Source organism: Steroidobacter agaridevorans (assembly GCF_009932555.1).
GTDB classification, from domain to species: domain Bacteria; phylum Pseudomonadota; class Gammaproteobacteria; order Steroidobacterales; family Steroidobacteraceae; genus Steroidobacter; species Steroidobacter agaridevorans.
In genome coordinates, this window is record NZ_BLJO01000002.1 from 140,805 (window position 1) to 157,488 (window position 16,684).

Genomic DNA, 16,684 nt, shown 5'->3' on the forward strand with positions numbered 1-16,684 from the left:
TAAGCGGATTAATATGATAAAAGGAGGTCCGATCTAAACTCGACCGACGGAGTCATCGATGCGCGGATTTCTGGCCGCTTGCGCGGCGATCGTTTGCCTGCCTGGGGTGGCTCAGGCTCAGGGGGCGCTCGGCGCCAATTACAATGAGCACTATGAGGACGTCGATTATCGCGACCTGAAAAAGGCGGATGCGAGCTGGGTCCGCATCTTCCTGACCATGCCGCAACTCGATCAAGGCGCGGCGGAGCATGGCGTCGTGCGCACGACGCTCGATGCCGGAAAGCAAGGCTACAAGACGATCCTGTCGTTCAAGTGGCCCTTCCCGAACCGCGATTTCCCGAAGCCGGGCAGCGCCGAGATGGAGAAGGAGCTCGCGCGGCTCGACGCAGTGCTGCCGCTCGTCATGGGCAAGGTCGAGATCCTCGTTATCGGTAACGAGCCGTATATCGAAAGCCGCGAAGCGGATCGAGACCTCGATCTCAACGCGTTCTACGAGGCGATGGCCGCGCGCGTGATCGCCTATCGTGCGAAGCACTGTATCGAGGATTGCAAGACGCGTCTCTACATGGGCGCGCTCAACCGGCTCGATCTGAAGAAGAACATCACCCCTTCGACCGATCGCTGGATGGAATACGTGAAGGCGACGCCGCAGATCGACGGAGTCGATATTCATCCGCACATCAATTCCATCGAGGCGTCGAAGCCGTTTCTCGACTACATCCTGCCGCGGATGCGGGCTGAGCAAAAGTTCCTGGTGACTGAGTTCTCGGTCGTGTGGTGGTGGAAGGACAATCTGAAGAAGCCGATCCCAGCGGCTTTCGCGGCAAAATATGACGTGCCGAAGAATTCGCAGAATTGGCAGGTGATCAAGGCGGCGCTCGAACAGCCGTTCGCCAAGCAGCGGTGGGATGATTTCCTGTCGATGAGCCCCTGGTTTGAAAGCCGCAAACACTATCTGCGCAACCAGATGAAGATGTTCCGTGACTCCGGACGTCTCGCGGTCGCGACCTATGGGTTCAAGCAGGGCAGCTCGATGTCGAACAATTTCGGCCCTGACAAGACGCCGTGGCTCCTCAACAGCGTGTTCGCGCCACGCACCGTCCAGGCCAATCCCGATGGCAGTGCCGCTGCCAACTATGCGTGGATCGACGACTTCAAGGCGCTGCAGAAGAACTGATGCAAGCGAAGAGCGGGGTGGCCAACGATAGTTCGTCGACCACCCCGCTGGCTCAGGGCTGGAGCGCCCGGAACGCGTCGAAGTAAGAATAGTTGGTCTGATTCAGTCCGGTCGAAGGATTGGGCATCACCGTTTGGTTGACGAACAGCGGATTGAGAATCCACGGATCGGTGCTCGCGTTGAATCCCGGAAAGTATCCTTGATACATCGCATAGGCGCCGATGTTGAACTTGGCGTTGGCGGCGAACTTCGCGTAGGAATTGGCGATGTAATCCTTGCGGTTCTCGAACCAGGGGCTGTTTTGCAGGAAAGCGACCCATTCGGGTCGGGTCACCGGATCGTCCTGCACGTAGTTGATGTATTCCCACACTTTCCACTGCGCAGGGCGGCCGTATTGGGCGGCCAGTTGGGCAGGGATGGGATCGTTCAGATGCGCCTTCCAATGATGCATCAGCGAATACTCGGTCACGAGGATCTTCTGGTCGCCGCGGATGCGCGGATTAACAAAAGCGAACACGTTGTCGATCTCGGCATTCGCTGAGTGATGGATGTGAAGATCGACGCCCGCGAGCCAAGGGGTAGCCTCGGCATATTGAAGAAGCGGTGTTGCCTCCGTCTGCCGGCCGGCTTCCCACAGGCGGTTGAAGGCTCCGATGTAGAGCGGAATCTTGCGCGACTGGCCGTCCTTGTAGGTCTTGGTCCTCTCGGCGGCCGCCGTATAGAAATTGAACAGCGGCGCGCCTCGCTGTGAGGAAATCGATTCGATGAATGGCTCGTTGCCGATCACGATGATGTCGCAATCGGCGTAGAGCGCGGCGAGCAGCGTGTCGAGATAATTCAGCTCAGTGTCGATCTGCGCAGCCGTGGTGGGAAAGTTCTTTGAGGTGAAATCGAACTTGATGTTGATGATCGTCTTGTAGCCTGCCTGATGCGCCTGCGAGAGCGCTTCCAGACCGGGATCGGTGGCGACATTTTTCGCACCGCTGCGAAACTGATAGTAGTCGACGAAGCCGCGGATCCACGTGGTCTTGGCGCGGGCGAGATCGCCTTGGTCTATTCGAGCGAGCATGCCGTTGAAGTTGACGCCTATCTCGGCCCCGTCGGCGACCGTGATACTGCAAAGGAGGGCGAGGGTGGCGAGCAAGCGTCGGTTCTGATTCTTGACACTCATGCGATGCAAACCTCCGTGGAGTTGAAGTGCCCAGGGATCGGCCTCGGCCGCCCCCTGGGCACGAAACGATCGCTTCTAATCAGTCATCGGTCAGTCCTTATTTGAACGTCGCGCGCAGTCCGATCGCGAAGTTTCGTCCCTGGTAATTGCGATTCTGCAGAATCTGGTTGTTGCCCAGATCGCGGCTGTCCGCGGTCAGCCGGTACTGATCAGTGCCGAGCAAATTGGTCACCGTTCCGATCAAACGGACATTGGGCGACAATTGGTAGGAGCCGTTCAGATCCCACTGGCCTTGCGGCTGATATTGATAGCCGTTGGAAAAGCGGCGCGAGTATCCGCTCGCGTAGCGATAAGCCAATCTGACTTGAAGATCCGGTCCGTCATAGTAGATCTGGCCGTTGAGCACATCTTCCGACAGATTGATGGGCAGCACTTCCGCGGTCGTGGCGACTGCGGCCGGGCCGGCCAGCGAGGTGAAGGTTTCCCGCGCATCGGTCTTGTTGTGGTTGTAACTGGACTGAATGCCGAGGTTGCGGAAAGATCCGGGGAGGAAGCTGAAATCCTGCCGGGCCTGGACTTCGAAACCGCGGAAGTAGCGTTTCTCGGGATCGTTGATGAACTCGGTGATCGTTACCGGAGCCACCGTGCCATCGCCCAGCGTGATCTCGCCCGTGCGGGTCTGGCTCGTGGTGAAGTTGCTCACGTCCTTGTTGTAGACGGCGAACGCGAACGACGACGCATCGTTGGGATACCACTCGATACCGAGGTCGACGCCATCGGCGGTGAACGGTTTCAGATCCGGGTTGCCCCGGTTGATGGTCACCGCACCCGTTGCGGCGCCGCTGAGGTCAGTGGCCGCGCCCACCCTCAATTGTTCGAACAGCGGCCGGGACATCGTTCGCGCGACGGCGCCGCGAATGAACAGGTTGTTGTTGATCTTGTAGCGGACGTTGAGACTGGGCAGCAGGTAATCGTAAGTGTTGTCGAATTTCTGGTCGATGACGTTACTTTCATCGGTGCCTGCCTGGCCGCTCGACTCCGCGTCGGTTCGCACCCAACGCAAGCCGACATTGCCGGTCAACCGGTCGAACTGAAAATTGCCCTGTGCGTAGAGGGCCGAGGTGAGCTCGTCGATCTCCGCCCCGGCGCCAACATCGGTCGCGAACTGATCGTTGACGATGACGCCAGCGGAGTTGAGTCCCAGATTCAGCAAGGTGGCGCCGTCGAAGAACGGCATGGCGGCAGTGGCGGATGCGCCGCCAAAGTCCGATGCGCGAGGAGCCCAAGCGTTGCGAGTCGTCGCCAGCATCGAGGCGTCCAGATCGGGACGTGCGGCCAGATTGGCCCAGGTGTATTGAGTGTTGTCGACACGCTGGGTGTGGAGGCGACGATCGACCCTGCCTCCAAACTCAAGTTCGTGGACCCAGCTATTTTCCAGTGCGTATGTGAAGTCAGCGCGCGCCGCCCTGATGTCGTCCTCGGAATCCTGCTTGGTTGTATTGATCTGCTGCAGGGCAAAGGCGTCGGCGGACAGCTGGTTGAACACGAACTGCGGGTTGTCGCGATCGGTGATGTCGTAGCTGAAGGGTTGGCGCTGGGCAGCCGCGGTGGCGCCGTCAACGTCGTAGTTGACGACCGGAGTGAAGCGATCGCGCCCGGCTTCGAACCAGGAGAGATCGAAAGACGCATCGAGCCGATCGGAAAAATGCACCTCGGTCTTCAGACCCACGCCGCGGGTGTTATCTACTGACCGGCCGAAGTTGACTACGCCGCGATAGAGCGCCGACGTGCCGGAGAACGCAGTCACCGTGTCATTTTCCACCGTGCTGCTGGTGGCCGCGCCCAGTGCGCCTTCAAACAAATTGAACGCGAATAAGCGCCGGGTGGTGTTGCTATATTCATCCTCGGACCAGATGCCGTCGAGGGACAGGCGGATGTCGTCGGTTGGCTCCCATTGGATCATGGCCAGCCCGGTTTTCCGGTCCGTGTTGAAGGCCGAGCCGATCGGCCCGGCATTGGTGGGAAGCACGTCGCCTGTGCCGTCGCCATTGAGATCCGAGCGTGCGCCCGCGCCCATGCGCCAATTTTCGAGTTGAACGCCCGAAGAGTAATTGCCTTCGCGCAGAGCGCTGAAGGTGAAGGCGACGCCGAGATTGGGTCGAATGCGCTCCACATAGGTCAGTTCGCCGCGCGCCCCGTAGGGACGTGCCTCGGGCGTGTCCTCCATGTCGTTCGACAAGTCCTCGCCGAGGGCGCGGGCAACGACGGTAAGACCACGCCGCCGTGTTTCGAGCGGACGTATCGATTCGAGTGACAGGATGCCCGCGACGCCGCCTTCGATGGTCGAGGCTTCAGGTGTCTTTTGGGCAAACGCGCTCGACAATCCCTCGGAGGGCAGGCCTGCGAGACCCACGCGGCGATTCACGCCGTCGGCGGTCGGGAGGATGCGTCCGTTGTACTCGGTCGAAACGAGATCCGGCCCGAGCCCACGCAGCGCGACCTGGTCCGAGCCGCGTGCTGTGTCGTTCGACGTTACGCCGACGATGCGCGTGAGCGACTCGGAGATCGACACATCGGGCAGGGCGCCGATGTCGTCGGCCGAAATGCCGTCAAGGACGACAGGCGCGTTGATCTTACGTTCCTCGGCGCTCTCGAGCGCGCTGCGGATGCCGACGACGATGACCTCTTCGGGTGTAGAAGAGACGTCCTGCGCGCCGGCCGTCGCGCTGGCAACTGTCATCGCCGCTGTGGTCGCTGTGATGAGAATATTTTGCTTCACTGATGTTCCCCAGGCGGAGATGCCGCCTTGTTCTTGATGTTCCCTGGTTGGCTCGATGTGCGTCGACTCTGTCGAGCTTCGACTTTTGATTGATGCGACGGTCCCTCGCGCAACAATTTGCTTTCCGCGTTCCGATCGAGCGCCTCGCCCCACTCGGTGCGCCGACCTCCGGGCCACGCGTCGACGAAGGTGCGCGCGGCCCACACGTCCCACGCCGCACTCAGCGCATGGAGCCGCTCGGGTTGGGCGGCGGCCAGGTCGGTAAGCTCGGTCGGATCTGTTTGCAAGTCATAGAGCTGCCAGGCGCCCATGTGACGCATCACGGCTTTCCAACGCCCGTCGCGCACGGCGCGGTTGCCTTCATGTTCCCAAAACAAAGGCTGCTCGCGGGTGAGCGGCGTGCCTGCGAATGCCGGAGCAAAACTTCGGCCCTCAGGCGCCAGCACCGGATGCCCGTGATACTCGCGGGGCGGAGTAACTCCAGCGAGTGCGTAAAGCGTCGGTGCGATATCGATGACGTGACTGGGCTCGCGGTTGATGCTTCCGCGTAAGGATGGCGCAATCCCTTTTGGCCAGTGCGCGATCATCGGCGTGGCGATGCCGCCTTCTTCCGTGAAGTGTTTGAATGCTCTGAACGGCGTGTTCTGTAACATCGCCCAATTCATGCCAGTGAAGACCGTGGAGTGCGCGTCTCCCGGGTGAGCGCCGAGCAGTCGGCCCGCTGGGCCTGACTCAGCGTTTCCACCGTTGTCCGATAGAAAGAGAATGACGGTGTTTTCCAATTGCCCGGTGCGTCTGAGGTAGGCGACCAGGTCGCCGACGGAGCGGTCCATGCGTGACACTGCGGCTGCATAGACAGCCATCATTGCGTCGAATCGCTCGCGATCCTTGGGAGACAGCTCGCTCCAACGATCTGCACCCGATGGCTGATCGGGCAGGTCGACGGCCCGCTCGACGATGCCCAGCTCCACCTGGCGTTGCAGACGTTGCTTCCGCAACTGTTCCCAGCCGGCGAGATATTGTCCACGGAAGCGCGCTACATCTTCCGGAGGCGCCATCAGAGGAAAGTGTGGTGCGACGTGAGCCAGGTAAAGAAAGAAGGGGCGCTGTTCGGCTCGCGCTTCTTCGATATAGTCGATGCCCCACTGGGTCCACAGATCCGTTCCGTACCAGCCTGGCTCGCCCAGCCGCGGGTCTGAAAGCGGGACTTTCTTGCCATCGAGCAACAGATGGCGCGGCTTGCCGCCCTTGTCCGGCGGCTGGTCTGCGAAGTAGATGCCGCCAGCGACAGCGTTCAACGATCGCGTGAACCCGCGCTCGTGAGATTTGGAATAGGGCTCATTGCTCAGATGCCACTTGCCCGTCATGGCGGTGAAGTAGCCAGCGTCCTTGAGCACTTCCGCGATCGTGACGGCGCGATCGTCCAAGCGGCCGTGCGTGCCTCGTGACGCTGGCCACTGCGTGCCCGACAGATAGCCCATGCCGGCCTGGTGCGGGTTTACTCCGGTGAGGAGCGCCGCACGCGTAGGGCTGCAGCGCGCGTTGTTGTAGAACTGCGTGAAGCGCATCCCGGTGTGCGCCAGCGCATCGATATTCGGAGTGGGTATCTCCCCGCCGTAGCTCGAGATGTCCGAGTACCCCATATCGTCCGCCAGAATGACGATGAAGTTGGGGCGGGGTGGAGCTTTCGAGGCGCTCGAAGCCGTCGTACAGCCGAGGCACAGCGAAATGGCAATGGTCATTGCCGCCATGCCCGTGAAGAAGGCTCGTGGTCGAGATCTCTTGCGCACATGTCCCCCGATCGGCTGATTCTCGGACCGCCGGTCCGAGGCGATTTTCAACGCCAGCACTTTTGCGTCCTGCTGCCGATCTTCCCGTCGTGCAGGCGCGTTGGTCCTATATATCGTATAAAACCGATTTATGCCACAATTCTGGCAAGCGGGCGCTCTGCGCCGCTCAGAATTCGGATGACTCGGGGGTGGGTGCGCCGTTCAGCATCGCTGCGGCAAGCCCGTTATATATGGTAAATGCCATACACGCGTCGTATGGTCGGTTGTGAGAGGAGAGGCGGTTGAGTTTTATATCCTCACTTCGCGCGCTGCTGCCGGTCCTTGCCGCAGCGATGATTCTTCCAACGGCTGCAGCCGCAGCGACCGTGAAGCGCAAGCCCAATATCATCGTCATCTACGCCGACGATCTGGGCTATGGCGATCTCAGCAGCTATGGCGCGACGACGATCCGGACACCCAACATCGATCGGCTGGCCGAGAGCGGAACCCGTTTCGTCAACGCTCACGCGCCCTCTGCGACGTGCACGCCCTCGCGCTATGCGATGCTGACGGGCGATTACGCGTGGCGTGCATCGGGGACGCAGATATTGCCTGGCGACGCTCCCGCGCTCATCCGGCCCGGTCAGTTCACGCTGCCGCTCATGTTGAAGAATGCAGGCTATGCGACTGGCGTCGTCGGCAAATGGCACTTGGGTCTTGGCGATGGCAAGGTCGACTGGAATCGCGAGATCGCGCCGGGGCCGCTCGAAATCGGTTTCGACTACGGCTTCTTCATGCCGGCGACGCTCGACCGTGTTCCCACCGTGCTGATCGAGAACCGCCGCGTGGTGAACCTCGATCCTGCCGATCCGATCCGAGTCGATTATCGCAGCAAGGTCGGATCCGAGCCGACCGGTGCGGAACATCCGGAGCTGCTGAAATTCGGTGCGGACCCCGAACATTCGAACACGATCGTCAACGGGATCAGCCGTATCGGTTATATGACCGGCGGCAAGGCCGCACGCTGGAGCGATGAGGGACTCACTGATCAGCTGCTGAGCAAGGCGATCGACTTTGTGACGGCACGCAAGGACCAGCCTTTCTTCCTCTATTTCGCGGTGAACGAGCCGCACGTTCCGCGCGCACCGCATCCGCGCTTCGTCGGATCATCGGGCATGGGCCCTCGCGGCGATGCCATCGTTCAGTTCGATTGGACCGTCGGCGCGTTCATGCAGAAGCTCGGGCAGTTGGGTATCGCCGATGACACGCTGATCATCCTCAGCAGCGACAACGGCCCCATCCTGTTCGATGGCTATGACGACCAAGCCGTCGAGCGGGCGGGCAACCATAAACCCTCAGGCCCGTATCGAAGCGGCAAGTACAGTATCTATGAAGGCGGCACGCGCGTGCCGATGATCGTCAGCTGGCCGGGGCATGTACGCGAGCGTCATGTTTCCACGGCGCTCATCGATCACGTCGATTTCGTCGCCTCACTCGCTGCTCTGGTCGGGCAGAAACTGCCGCGCGATGCCGCGGTAGACAGCTTCGACATGCTGGCGCCGCTGATGGGCCAGAGCGAGCGCGGCCGCGAGTTCGTTGTCGAGGACACCAAGCTGATGGTGACCACCGGCACGACAGTCGCGAGCAGCGGCGCGCGAATCCTGGCGCTTCGCTCGGGCGATTGGAAACTGATTCGCGGCAGCGTCGAGCCGCATGAGTTCCACGGCAACGAAATCGGAACGCTGCCTCACCACCAGCTCTACAATCTCGCGCGCGATCCCGGCGAGCGGGAGAATCTGGCGCAGAAGATGCCCGATCTCACCGCCAGGCTCGCGGCCATGCTCGACAAGCTGGAACGGGACGGGCGCAGCGCTCCGTGAGGCGATCCGGCTCGCTCGATTAGAGAAAGTGAAAGTAATCGGGAGAATAATTCCAATTGTCCGCAGCGCCACGGACGCTGTACAAAAGATTCCGTGCTGCCAGATCATCCCATCGAGACCTGCTGCTCGCATCGAGGCGAGCGGTTCCAGTTTGAGTTCGCTCAGAAGGCGCTGCCGCTGCTGCCCAACGATTCGGCCGCTTCATACGTGCCGGATGCACGCGGTTTGATGATCGCGGCTGAGACCGAGATGGCGTTGGAGCGGCCCGTGCGGCGGCTCACGGACTTGTACGGCGAGATGGTGCGCATTGGCCCGCCCACGGTTCGCTATCGTCTCGGAGATCGCATCGAGCAACCCATCATGGGGTTGCGCGTGTTGTGCCCGCCGACGTGCTTTGAGCGCATCCGGGAGGATCTCAGGCTGCGCCGTGCGGCGATCATGGATGCCGAAGTGAACCGTAGATTCGGCATCGTGCGTGCGAGCGCGCCGCTTGCCGTTCTGCTCGGCTATCCGGACCGCTTCGCGGAGATGACCGGCGGCAAAGGCCGATTGGTGATGTGGCTGAGCCACTACGAGCAACTCGACGATCCGCCGCCGGCGGGCATCGCCGCCTGATCGGCGCAAGGTCATCGATAATTGCGATTGCAGAGGCGAATATTCTTCGCTTGTCAGGCGCCCCCATGAATCTATCCTAGCTTGAGTCGCCTTTCAGCTGGGTAGTTCATGAACGTCATCGTGCCTTCGTTGCCGTATCCCATGGATGGGCTCGAACCGCATATTTCCCGCCGCACGCTGGCCGCGCACTACGGCAGTCATCACGTCGCCTGCGTGGAGCGCACACGCGCGCTCATCGATCGCACCCCGCTCGAGACCGCATCGATCGAAACGATCGTGCAGGCGAGTCATGAAATGGCCAAGCCCATCCTCTTCAACGCCGTCTCGGAGGCCTGGAATCATTCCTTCTATTGGTCGTGCATGGCTGCGGCCGGCGGCGGAGAGGCGACCGGGCCGATCGCGGAGTTGATCGCGGCAAGCTTCGGCAGCCAGAGCGCGTTTCGAGAGCAGTTCATCGGGATGGCGGCGGCACATGTGGGCAGTGGTTGGATCTGGCTCGTGCTCGAAGGCGAGGGCTTGAGAATCGTGGCGACGCCCAATGTGAACACCTGGCTCGTGGCCGCGAGCACGCCACTGTTGGCCGTCGATGTTTGGGAGCACGCGTACTATCTCGATTACCGACACCGTCGTGCGGATTACGTGAATGCATTCATCACGCATCTGGTGAACTGGACATTCGCGAACGACAACCTGGCGGCTGCGCGCGAGCGCAGAGCAGGGCGGCGCACCCGCTGGAACACGGCTGCCTGCGCCGCAGCCTCTAATATTCCCATTCGAGCTGGCGGAACGCGCTAATGGCGAGCGAGATCCGCCTCGCGCGCGGCTCGACGGATTGTCGCCAGCGCAAGCTCGAGAGCGGTGGATTCGATCTTGTTCGAAAAGCACAGATACGCCTGGATTCGAAACTCTGGCGTGTGCTCGACTCGATGTAGCGCGCCCCGAGCTTCCGACTCACGAATCAAGCGGATCGGAAAGTAGCCGGTGCCGCCGGCCGCAAGCAGGTGCTGCAATCCGAGCCAGCCCACGTTCGCTGCGAGGCGAGCGCCCGAGAAATTGGGGAAGGCGAGGCTGTGATGACCGAAGAACTCGGCGCCCCAGTCCACGTAGATATAGTCCGATTCGGGCACGCTCGCAGCGTTGCGGCGGGTGGACACCATGACGAGCTGCTCCTCGAGCAGCAGTTCGACCTTCAATCCCGGACGCGCCTGCGGCGTGTACATCACTGCGGCGTCGATGCGGCCCTCGATCATTCCCTGCATCAGATCTTCCTCGAAGCCGACGATCGCGCGAACCGCCACGTCCGGCGCGGCCGCCGCGAATGAGGGGATCCAGCGCAGCAGCAGATCTTCCCACAGGCCGATGCGTCCGCCGATGTTGATCGTCGCGCGAAAGCCGCTCACCACGCCGATTTCCTGGCGGGCCTGCTCGACGATTCGGGTAAGCGAGGCGGCGTGCCGCTGGAACTGTTGGCCAGCGGGCGTGAGCGTCGTGCCGGATTTATTGCGCGTGAAGAGCTCCGCGCCCAGCAGCTCTTCCAGGCGTTGAATGCGGGCGCTGACGGTGGATTGCGTGATGTGCAGTTTCTGAGCGGCGTCGACGAAACTGCCCGCTGCAACGACGACCAGGAAAGTACGGGCAAGCTCGGTATCCATCGCGAGCGAATGTCGCTGGATACCGCAGGCTTGTCAATTGACCTGCCTTCAGTCGAACGACATCGCGGCCAGCAGAAAAACAAACAATAGCGCCGCCGCCGCTGTGATCATCCACAGCGGATCGACCCGCTGAGCATGTTTGGGTGGAGTAGGTCGATCCTCCGCGGCGGGTGGAGATGACTGCACACGAGGGCGTGCAGCGGTTGCGGGCCGCGCGGAGGATCGGGGGATCGAGTCGTCGAGTTCGGCAGGATGGCGTTGCACCTGTGCATTCATGTCGGTTCTCCAGCCGCTCATCGAGCATCAGCCGGGGGACCGAGTCGAGAAGCGCTGTCTCACACGCTAGAGCGCGCGTGGCTCATGCACAAGCGATGAATTTTCGTGGCTGCAATCGAAATGTTCGATAGGTGCGACGCCGCTTCCGCGGCCTTCATTTCCCCTGCAACGTCTCCGCGTCCGGCACGAAGAAACGCCCCTGCAGTTGCAACAGCTCGTGACGATGCAGATCGGCGAGGCGCGCGAGCTTCTGCTCTCCTTTCGCCGTCAGGTAGATGTGAACCAGGCGACGGTCATCCTCACTGACTTTACGCTTGACGAGCCCCGCAGCTTCGGATCGGGTCACCAGCGCGACGACGCCGTGATGCTTGGCCTGCAGGCGCTCGGCGAGCTCGGTCACGGAGGCATGCTCCCGCCCGGGAAAGCCTTTGACGTGCAAGAGCAACTGATACTGCAGCGGGGTGATCCCGTGCCGACGGGTCATCTCCTCGCTGTGCCGCAGGTACAGACGCAGCTGATAGCGAAAGGTCGCGAGCGCCTCGTACTGGCGCTTGCCGATGGGACCGCCGCTATTGGTTGCCATGCCGTGCTCTCGTAGTCGAAATCAGCGGCAAAGGTAGCAGTGTCCGCCGCCGCGCTCCAGCGGCAGGCCCCGGTCGGCGCTCATGCTCAATCCGAATGGTCTCAAAACCAATCGATAGAAATGTATCACGTTGTGAGGGGTTATGCTGTCGGCGCACTTGGCGTGGGCGGCAGCCCGTATGGGAGGACATCAATGGCTTTGCAGATTGGCGACATCGCTCCGGACTTCGAGGCCCACACGACCGTGGGGCGCATCCGCTTCCACGAATGGATCGGGCCGCGCTGGAGCGTGCTGTTTTCGCATCCGAAGGATTTCACGCCGGTGTGCACCACCGAGCTCGGCTATACCGAGCGGCTGCGGCCGGAGTTCGAGAAGCGCGGCGTCCGGGTAATCGGCCTGTCGGTAGATTCGATCGGCGATCACGAGCGCTGGGCGGATGACATCCAGGCGACCCAGGGTGCGCGACCGATGTTCCCGATCATCGGGGATGCCGACCGCACAGTCGCCAATCTGTATGGCATGTTGCATCCGAAGGCGGACACCACCTTCACGGTGCGCTCGGTGTTCATCATCGATCCGGCGAAGAAAGTGCGCGCCATGATCACGTATCCGGCCAGCACCGGCCGCAACTTCGATGAGATCCTGCGTGTCATCGATTCGCTGCAGCTGACGGACAAGCACAAGGTGGCGACCCCGGTGAACTGGCGGCCCGGCGAGAAGGTCATCATCGCGCCCTCGCTCTCGAACGAGGAGGCCCGCAAACTGTTCCCCGATGGATGGGAGGAGCAGCGTCCGTATCTGCGTGTGACGAAGCAACCTGCCTAGGACCGCGCAGCCCATCATGAGCGAGTCCGCGATCGCACGGCCGCCGGCCGAGGCATTTCCATTCGAGCCGTCGCTGGCCGAAGAAGTCCGGCGCCTGGTCGGCCGACTGGATTCGGGCCAGCGCGCCTGGTTGAGCGGCTATCTGCTCGGATCAATACAGCTGGGCGGCGGTGTCGCGACCGCCGCCGCATCGAACGTCGCACCGACCGCGACGATTCTGTTCGGCTCGCAGAGCGGCAACTGCGAGGCGCTCGCGAAACGTTTGGATGAGGCGCTCGCCGGTGTGGGCGTGAGCCGGGTCATGCTCGACATGCTCGACTGCCGCAAGGCCGACCTGGAGCAGGCGCGACACCTGCTCGTGATCGTCAGCACGCATGGCGAAGGCGATCCGCCCGATCGCGCCCGTCCGCTGTACGATCTCTTGCACGGCCGCAAGGCGCCGAAGCTTGCGAATCTGAAGTACTCGGTGCTCGCGCTCGGTGATTCCAGCTACGAGCGATTCTGTGAGGTCGGCCGCCGCTTCGATGCGCAGCTCGAGAGCCTGGGCGCGCAGCGCCTGCATGAGCGCATCGAGTGCGATGTGGATTTTCAGGAGAGCGCGAATCGCTGGATCGAGAAGGTCGTCTCATCGCTGGCTGCTGCGCACAGCGAAGGCGCGCAACCCGCCGTCCTCGCGCGTCCAAGCGCGACCATCGCAACCGCCTACACGAGGAAGAACCCCTGGCAGGCGCCGGTCCTTGCAAACATCCGTCTGACGGCGAGAGCTTCGAGCAAGGACGTTCGTCACATCGAGCTGTCGCTCGAGGGCTCGGGCATTCACTACGAGCCTGGCGACGCGCTCGGCGTCGTGCCTCGCAATCAGGAGGCGCACGTCGATGCCTTGTTCGAGCGTCTGCCGTTCGATCCCGAGTCCGCGGTCGAGATCGGCGGGGCGAGCCTGTCCCTGCGAGCAGCGCTGACCGATCAGCTCGATATCGGGCCGCTGAATCGTCGCGTGCTCGAGCGGTATGCGGAGCTGACGGCACATGGGGCCTTGTCGAGCTTTTTGCAGGCATCCACGGAGCAGCAGCTCGAGACCGCGCTGCGCGGCTATGACCTGCTGGAGCTGGTACGCGAATATCCGCCACAGGGCATCGGGCCTGAGCAGTTGGTGAAGATTCTTCGGCCGCTCGCGCCCCGTCTGTACTCGATCGCCTCCAGCCCGCACGCAACGCCCGATGAGGTTCATCTCACGGTGCGTATCGTGACTTACGAATCGCGAGGCCGCGTGCATGGCGGCGTGGTGTCGACGGCGCTCGCGAGTGCCACGGATGCACACGCTCGCATCGCTGTTTATCCGCATCGCAATCCGGCGTTTCGTTTGCCCTCGGATCCCAGTGCGCCGATCGTGATGATCGGTCCTGGCACCGGCGTCGCGCCGTTTCGCTCGTTCGTCGCCGAGCGCGAGGCGCTCGGTGCTCGCGGCAAGAGCTGGCTGCTGTTTGGGGACCGGACGTTGCGCAACGATTTTCTCTACCAGACCGAATGGCTGGACTGGCGCAAGCGCGGCGCCTTGCATCGTCTCGATGTGGCCTTCTCGCGCGATGGCGACGAGAAGCTGTATGTCCAGCATCGGATACGAGAGCACGGTGCGACCTTTTACGAATGGTTGCGAGAAGGGGCGTATGTTTATGTTTGCGGCGACGCTCAGCAGATGGCGCCGGACGTGGACGCGGCGATCCGCCAGGTGGTGGCCCGCCATGGCGGGCTGGGCGAGGAGCAGGTGGAGGAGTTCATGTTGAATCTGCAGCGCGAGCGTCGCTATCAAAGGGATGTTTACTGATGGACGCGGTGCATAAGAACGATCTGTCGACGCCAGTCGAACAATTGCATTCCAACGAGCAGCTCAAGCTGCGCAGTCGATATCTGCGAGGCACGCTCGAGCACAGCCTCGCGGATCCGGTCAGTGCGAGCATCGCGGCCGACGACGCATTGCTCACCAAGTTCTTCGGCGTCTATCAGCAGGACGATCGGGACCTGCGCGAAGAGCGTCGCGTGTCGCGCCTCGAACCGCTCTATCAGTTCATGGTCCGCGTGCGCCTGCCCGGTGGCATATGTACGGCCGAACAGTGGCTGGCGCTCGATGCTCAAGCTCGCGCCACCGCCAATGGCGAGCTGCGTTTGACCACCCGCCAGACGTTTCAATTTCACGGCGTGCTCAAGCACAACCTCTCGCGGCATCTTCAAGGGCTCGTGGCGGCGGGGCTCGACACGATCGCCGCTTGTGGCGATGACAATCGCAACGTCATCTGCACGGCCAATCCGTTGTTCTCCCAGGCCCATGCGCAGGCGACTCTGACCGCGAAGAAATTGAGCGAGCGTTTGATGCCGCGTACCGGCGCCTATCGCGAAGTGCTGTTGCAGGAACGTGCGCAGCAGGCGCCGCCCGAGAATGAGGAGCCGCTCTACGGACCCACCTACCTGCCGCGCAAATTCAAGATTGCGATCGCGGTCCCACCGTGCAACGACGTCGATATCTACGCGCACGATCTCGGATTCGTCGCCATCGTCGAGCAGGGCATCATCGTTGGTTACAACGTACTGGTTGGCGGCGGCATGGGCATGACGCACAAGGTGCCCGCGACATTCCCGAGGCTCAGCTCAGCTGCAGGGTTCTGCGACGCGGCCGACATCGGCGAGGTCGCCGAGCACACGATGTGCATTCAGCGGGACTTCGGCGATCGACTCGATCGCGCGCATGCTCGCTTCAAGTACACGATCGAAGATCGTGGCGTCGAATGGTTCAAGGAGGAACTGGCGCGTCGTCTCGGCAAGCCGCTCTTACCGGCGCGCGATTTCCAGTTCGAAAGCAATGGCGATCAGTATGGCTGGCGCCAGGGCGAGGATGGTCGATGGCACGGCACGCTGTTCATTCGCAACGGGCGCATTGCGGACGCACCTGGAGCGCCGCTCATGAGCACGTTGCGAGAGATCGCCCGGCAAGTGCCGGTGACGTTCGCGCTGACGACCAATCAGAATGTGGCGCTCGCCGGGGTTGCGGAGGCCGATCGTGCGCGCATCGACGATTTGCTTCGAGCGGGTGGATTGCACGGGATTGCAGATCCAATAGCGTTGGAGCGCAACGCCATGGCATGCGTCGCCTTGCCGACGTGCGGACTTGCGATGGCCGAAAGCGAGCGCTATCTGCCATCGTTGCTGGGTAAGCTCGATGTCATCGTGAACGAGCTCGGTCTTGCGGCCACGCCCATCACCATCCGTATGAGCGGCTGCCCCAACGGGTGCTCGAGACCGTTCCTGGCCGCGATCGGTCTCGTCGGCAAAGCGCCCGGAAAATACAATCTCTATCTCGGTGGTACGGTGCGAGGCGAGCGATTGAATGCGCTCCATCGCGAGAACATCGGCGAGCAACAGATCCTGGGCACGCTTCGGCCCTTGCTGGCTGCCTACGCAAGCGAGCGGTTGGCGGGAGAGTGCTTCGGCGATTTTCTGGTCCGCACGGGCGTGGTGCCGTTGATGCTCGACGGGCGGCGATTTCAACTTACGCAGCCACCCGGCGTAGCCGGGAGCGCCTGGCCATGAGCAAGCGGGCGGCGCACGCGATTCTCATCAAGAGAGTTTACGAGCCCGCCTCACGCGCCGACGGCCGCCGATTCCTGGTCGAACGACTCTGGCCTCGAGGCATCAGGAAAGCGGATCTCGAAATGGATGCCTGGCCCAAGGACCTCGCGCCCAGCACTGCACTACGCCAGTGGTTCGGTCACAAGACGCTCCGCTGGCCGGAATTTCGCCGCCGCTACGAGGCGGAGCTCAACAGCAATCCAGCGGCCTGGCAGCCGGTTCTCGATGCCGCCAACGAAGGCACCGTGACGCTGCTGTACAGCGCACAGGACGTCGAGCACAACAGCGCCGTGGTCTTGCGCGACTATCTTGCGAGCAGATTGCACAGACCGCACTGAT

13 protein-coding genes are annotated in these 16,684 nt (G+C 62.1%); 8 read left to right on the forward strand and 5 right to left on the reverse strand.

Annotated elements, in window-relative coordinates; translation table 11 throughout:
- Positions 1–58 precede the first annotated feature (58 nt).
- Complete coding sequence (locus GYH35_RS07480; RefSeq protein WP_202624149.1) at positions 59–1,177, forward strand: hypothetical protein; 1,119 nt, start codon at positions 59–61, stop codon at positions 1,175–1,177.
- A gap of 52 nt (positions 1,178–1,229) precedes the next feature.
- On the opposite strand, the gene GYH35_RS07485 is transcribed toward GYH35_RS07480, so the two are convergent.
- From GYH35_RS07485 to GYH35_RS07495, 3 genes are all read right to left on the reverse strand, one after another.
- Positions 1,230–2,348 (reverse strand): hypothetical protein, encoded by a 1,119-nt coding sequence (locus GYH35_RS07485; protein ID WP_161828075.1) that lies wholly within the window; start codon positions 2,346–2,348, stop codon positions 1,230–1,232.
- 97 nt (positions 2,349–2,445) lie between these two features.
- Positions 2,446–5,127 carry a TonB-dependent receptor gene (locus GYH35_RS07490; protein WP_161815177.1) on the reverse strand — a complete coding sequence of 894 codons (2,682 nt, stop codon included), beginning with the start codon at positions 5,125–5,127 and terminating at the stop codon, positions 2,446–2,448.
- Complete coding sequence (locus GYH35_RS07495; RefSeq protein WP_202624150.1) at positions 5,124–6,869, reverse strand: arylsulfatase; 1,746 nt, start codon at positions 6,867–6,869, stop codon at positions 5,124–5,126. Before GYH35_RS07495 ends, GYH35_RS07490 begins: the two co-directional genes overlap by 4 nt.
- 329 nt (positions 6,870–7,198) lie before the next feature.
- Here GYH35_RS07495 and GYH35_RS07500 point away from each other — a divergent pair, with 329 nt between their 5' ends.
- From GYH35_RS07500 to GYH35_RS07510, 3 genes are all read left to right on the forward strand, one after another.
- Entirely contained in the window at positions 7,199–8,776 is a 1,578-nt protein-coding gene (locus tag GYH35_RS07500; RefSeq protein WP_202624151.1) for a sulfatase family protein, read from the forward strand.
- Between the two features lie 93 nt (positions 8,777–8,869).
- Complete coding sequence (locus tag GYH35_RS07505; protein WP_161815176.1) at positions 8,870–9,391, forward strand: hypothetical protein; 522 nt, start codon at positions 8,870–8,872, stop codon at positions 9,389–9,391.
- 108 nt (positions 9,392–9,499) lie between these two features.
- Positions 9,500–10,186 carry a superoxide dismutase gene (locus GYH35_RS07510; protein ID WP_161815175.1) on the forward strand — a complete coding sequence of 229 codons (687 nt, stop codon included), beginning with the start codon at positions 9,500–9,502 and terminating at the stop codon, positions 10,184–10,186.
- Here GYH35_RS07510 and GYH35_RS07515 read toward each other — a convergent pair.
- Positions 10,183–11,043 (reverse strand): LysR family transcriptional regulator, encoded by an 861-nt coding sequence (locus tag GYH35_RS07515; protein WP_161828076.1) that lies wholly within the window; start codon positions 11,041–11,043, stop codon positions 10,183–10,185. The genes GYH35_RS07510 and GYH35_RS07515 overlap by 4 nt on opposite strands.
- 430 nt (positions 11,044–11,473) lie before the next feature.
- Entirely contained in the window at positions 11,474–11,902 is a 429-nt protein-coding gene (locus tag GYH35_RS07520) for a MarR family winged helix-turn-helix transcriptional regulator (protein WP_161815173.1), read from the reverse strand.
- A gap of 192 nt (positions 11,903–12,094) precedes the next feature.
- On the opposite strand from GYH35_RS07520, the gene GYH35_RS07525 reads away from it, so the two are divergent.
- The 4 genes from GYH35_RS07525 to GYH35_RS07540 are packed head-to-tail and all read left to right on the forward strand — an operon-like array spanning position 12,095 to position 16,683.
- Complete coding sequence (locus GYH35_RS07525) at positions 12,095–12,727, forward strand: peroxiredoxin (protein WP_161815172.1); 633 nt, start codon at positions 12,095–12,097, stop codon at positions 12,725–12,727.
- Positions 12,728–12,743: 16 nt separating this feature from the next.
- Positions 12,744–14,549 (forward strand): assimilatory sulfite reductase (NADPH) flavoprotein subunit, encoded by a 1,806-nt coding sequence (locus tag GYH35_RS07530; RefSeq protein ID WP_161828077.1) that lies wholly within the window; start codon positions 12,744–12,746, stop codon positions 14,547–14,549.
- The gene (locus tag GYH35_RS07535) at positions 14,549–16,306 is read left to right on the forward strand and encodes an NADPH-dependent assimilatory sulfite reductase hemoprotein subunit (protein ID WP_161828078.1); all 1,758 of its coding nucleotides are present in this window, start codon (positions 14,549–14,551) and stop codon (positions 16,304–16,306) included. The genes GYH35_RS07530 and GYH35_RS07535 overlap by 1 nt, the downstream gene beginning before the upstream one ends.
- Positions 16,303–16,683: a DUF488 domain-containing protein gene (locus tag GYH35_RS07540; protein ID WP_161815169.1), complete on the forward strand. Its 381-nt coding sequence runs from the start codon at positions 16,303–16,305 to the stop codon at positions 16,681–16,683. The genes GYH35_RS07535 and GYH35_RS07540 overlap by 4 nt, the downstream gene beginning before the upstream one ends.
- Position 16,684 lies beyond the last annotated feature (1 nt).

Excerpts from the sequence above, each read along its gene's own strand:
- GYH35_RS07480 (WP_202624149.1), top strand. The coding sequence starts at position 59 with ATGCGCGGATTTCTGGCCGCTTGCGCGGCGATCGTTTGCCTGCCTGGG.
- GYH35_RS07485 (WP_161828075.1), bottom strand. The coding sequence starts at position 2,348 with ATGAGTGTCAAGAATCAGAACCGACGCTTGCTCGCCACCCTCGCCCTC.
- GYH35_RS07495 (WP_202624150.1), bottom strand. The coding sequence starts at position 6,869 with ATGACCATTGCCATTTCGCTGTGCCTCGGCTGTACGACGGCTTCGAGC.
- GYH35_RS07510 (WP_161815175.1), top strand. The coding sequence starts at position 9,500 with ATGAACGTCATCGTGCCTTCGTTGCCGTATCCCATGGATGGGCTCGAA.
- GYH35_RS07515 (WP_161828076.1), bottom strand. The coding sequence starts at position 11,043 with ATGGATACCGAGCTTGCCCGTACTTTCCTGGTCGTCGTTGCAGCGGGC.
- GYH35_RS07520 (WP_161815173.1), bottom strand. The coding sequence starts at position 11,902 with ATGGCAACCAATAGCGGCGGTCCCATCGGCAAGCGCCAGTACGAGGCG.
- GYH35_RS07525 (WP_161815172.1), top strand. The coding sequence starts at position 12,095 with ATGGCTTTGCAGATTGGCGACATCGCTCCGGACTTCGAGGCCCACACG.
- GYH35_RS07530 (WP_161828077.1), top strand. The coding sequence starts at position 12,744 with ATGAGCGAGTCCGCGATCGCACGGCCGCCGGCCGAGGCATTTCCATTC.
- GYH35_RS07535 (WP_161828078.1), top strand. The coding sequence starts at position 14,549 with ATGGACGCGGTGCATAAGAACGATCTGTCGACGCCAGTCGAACAATTG.
- GYH35_RS07540 (WP_161815169.1), top strand. The coding sequence starts at position 16,303 with ATGAGCAAGCGGGCGGCGCACGCGATTCTCATCAAGAGAGTTTACGAG.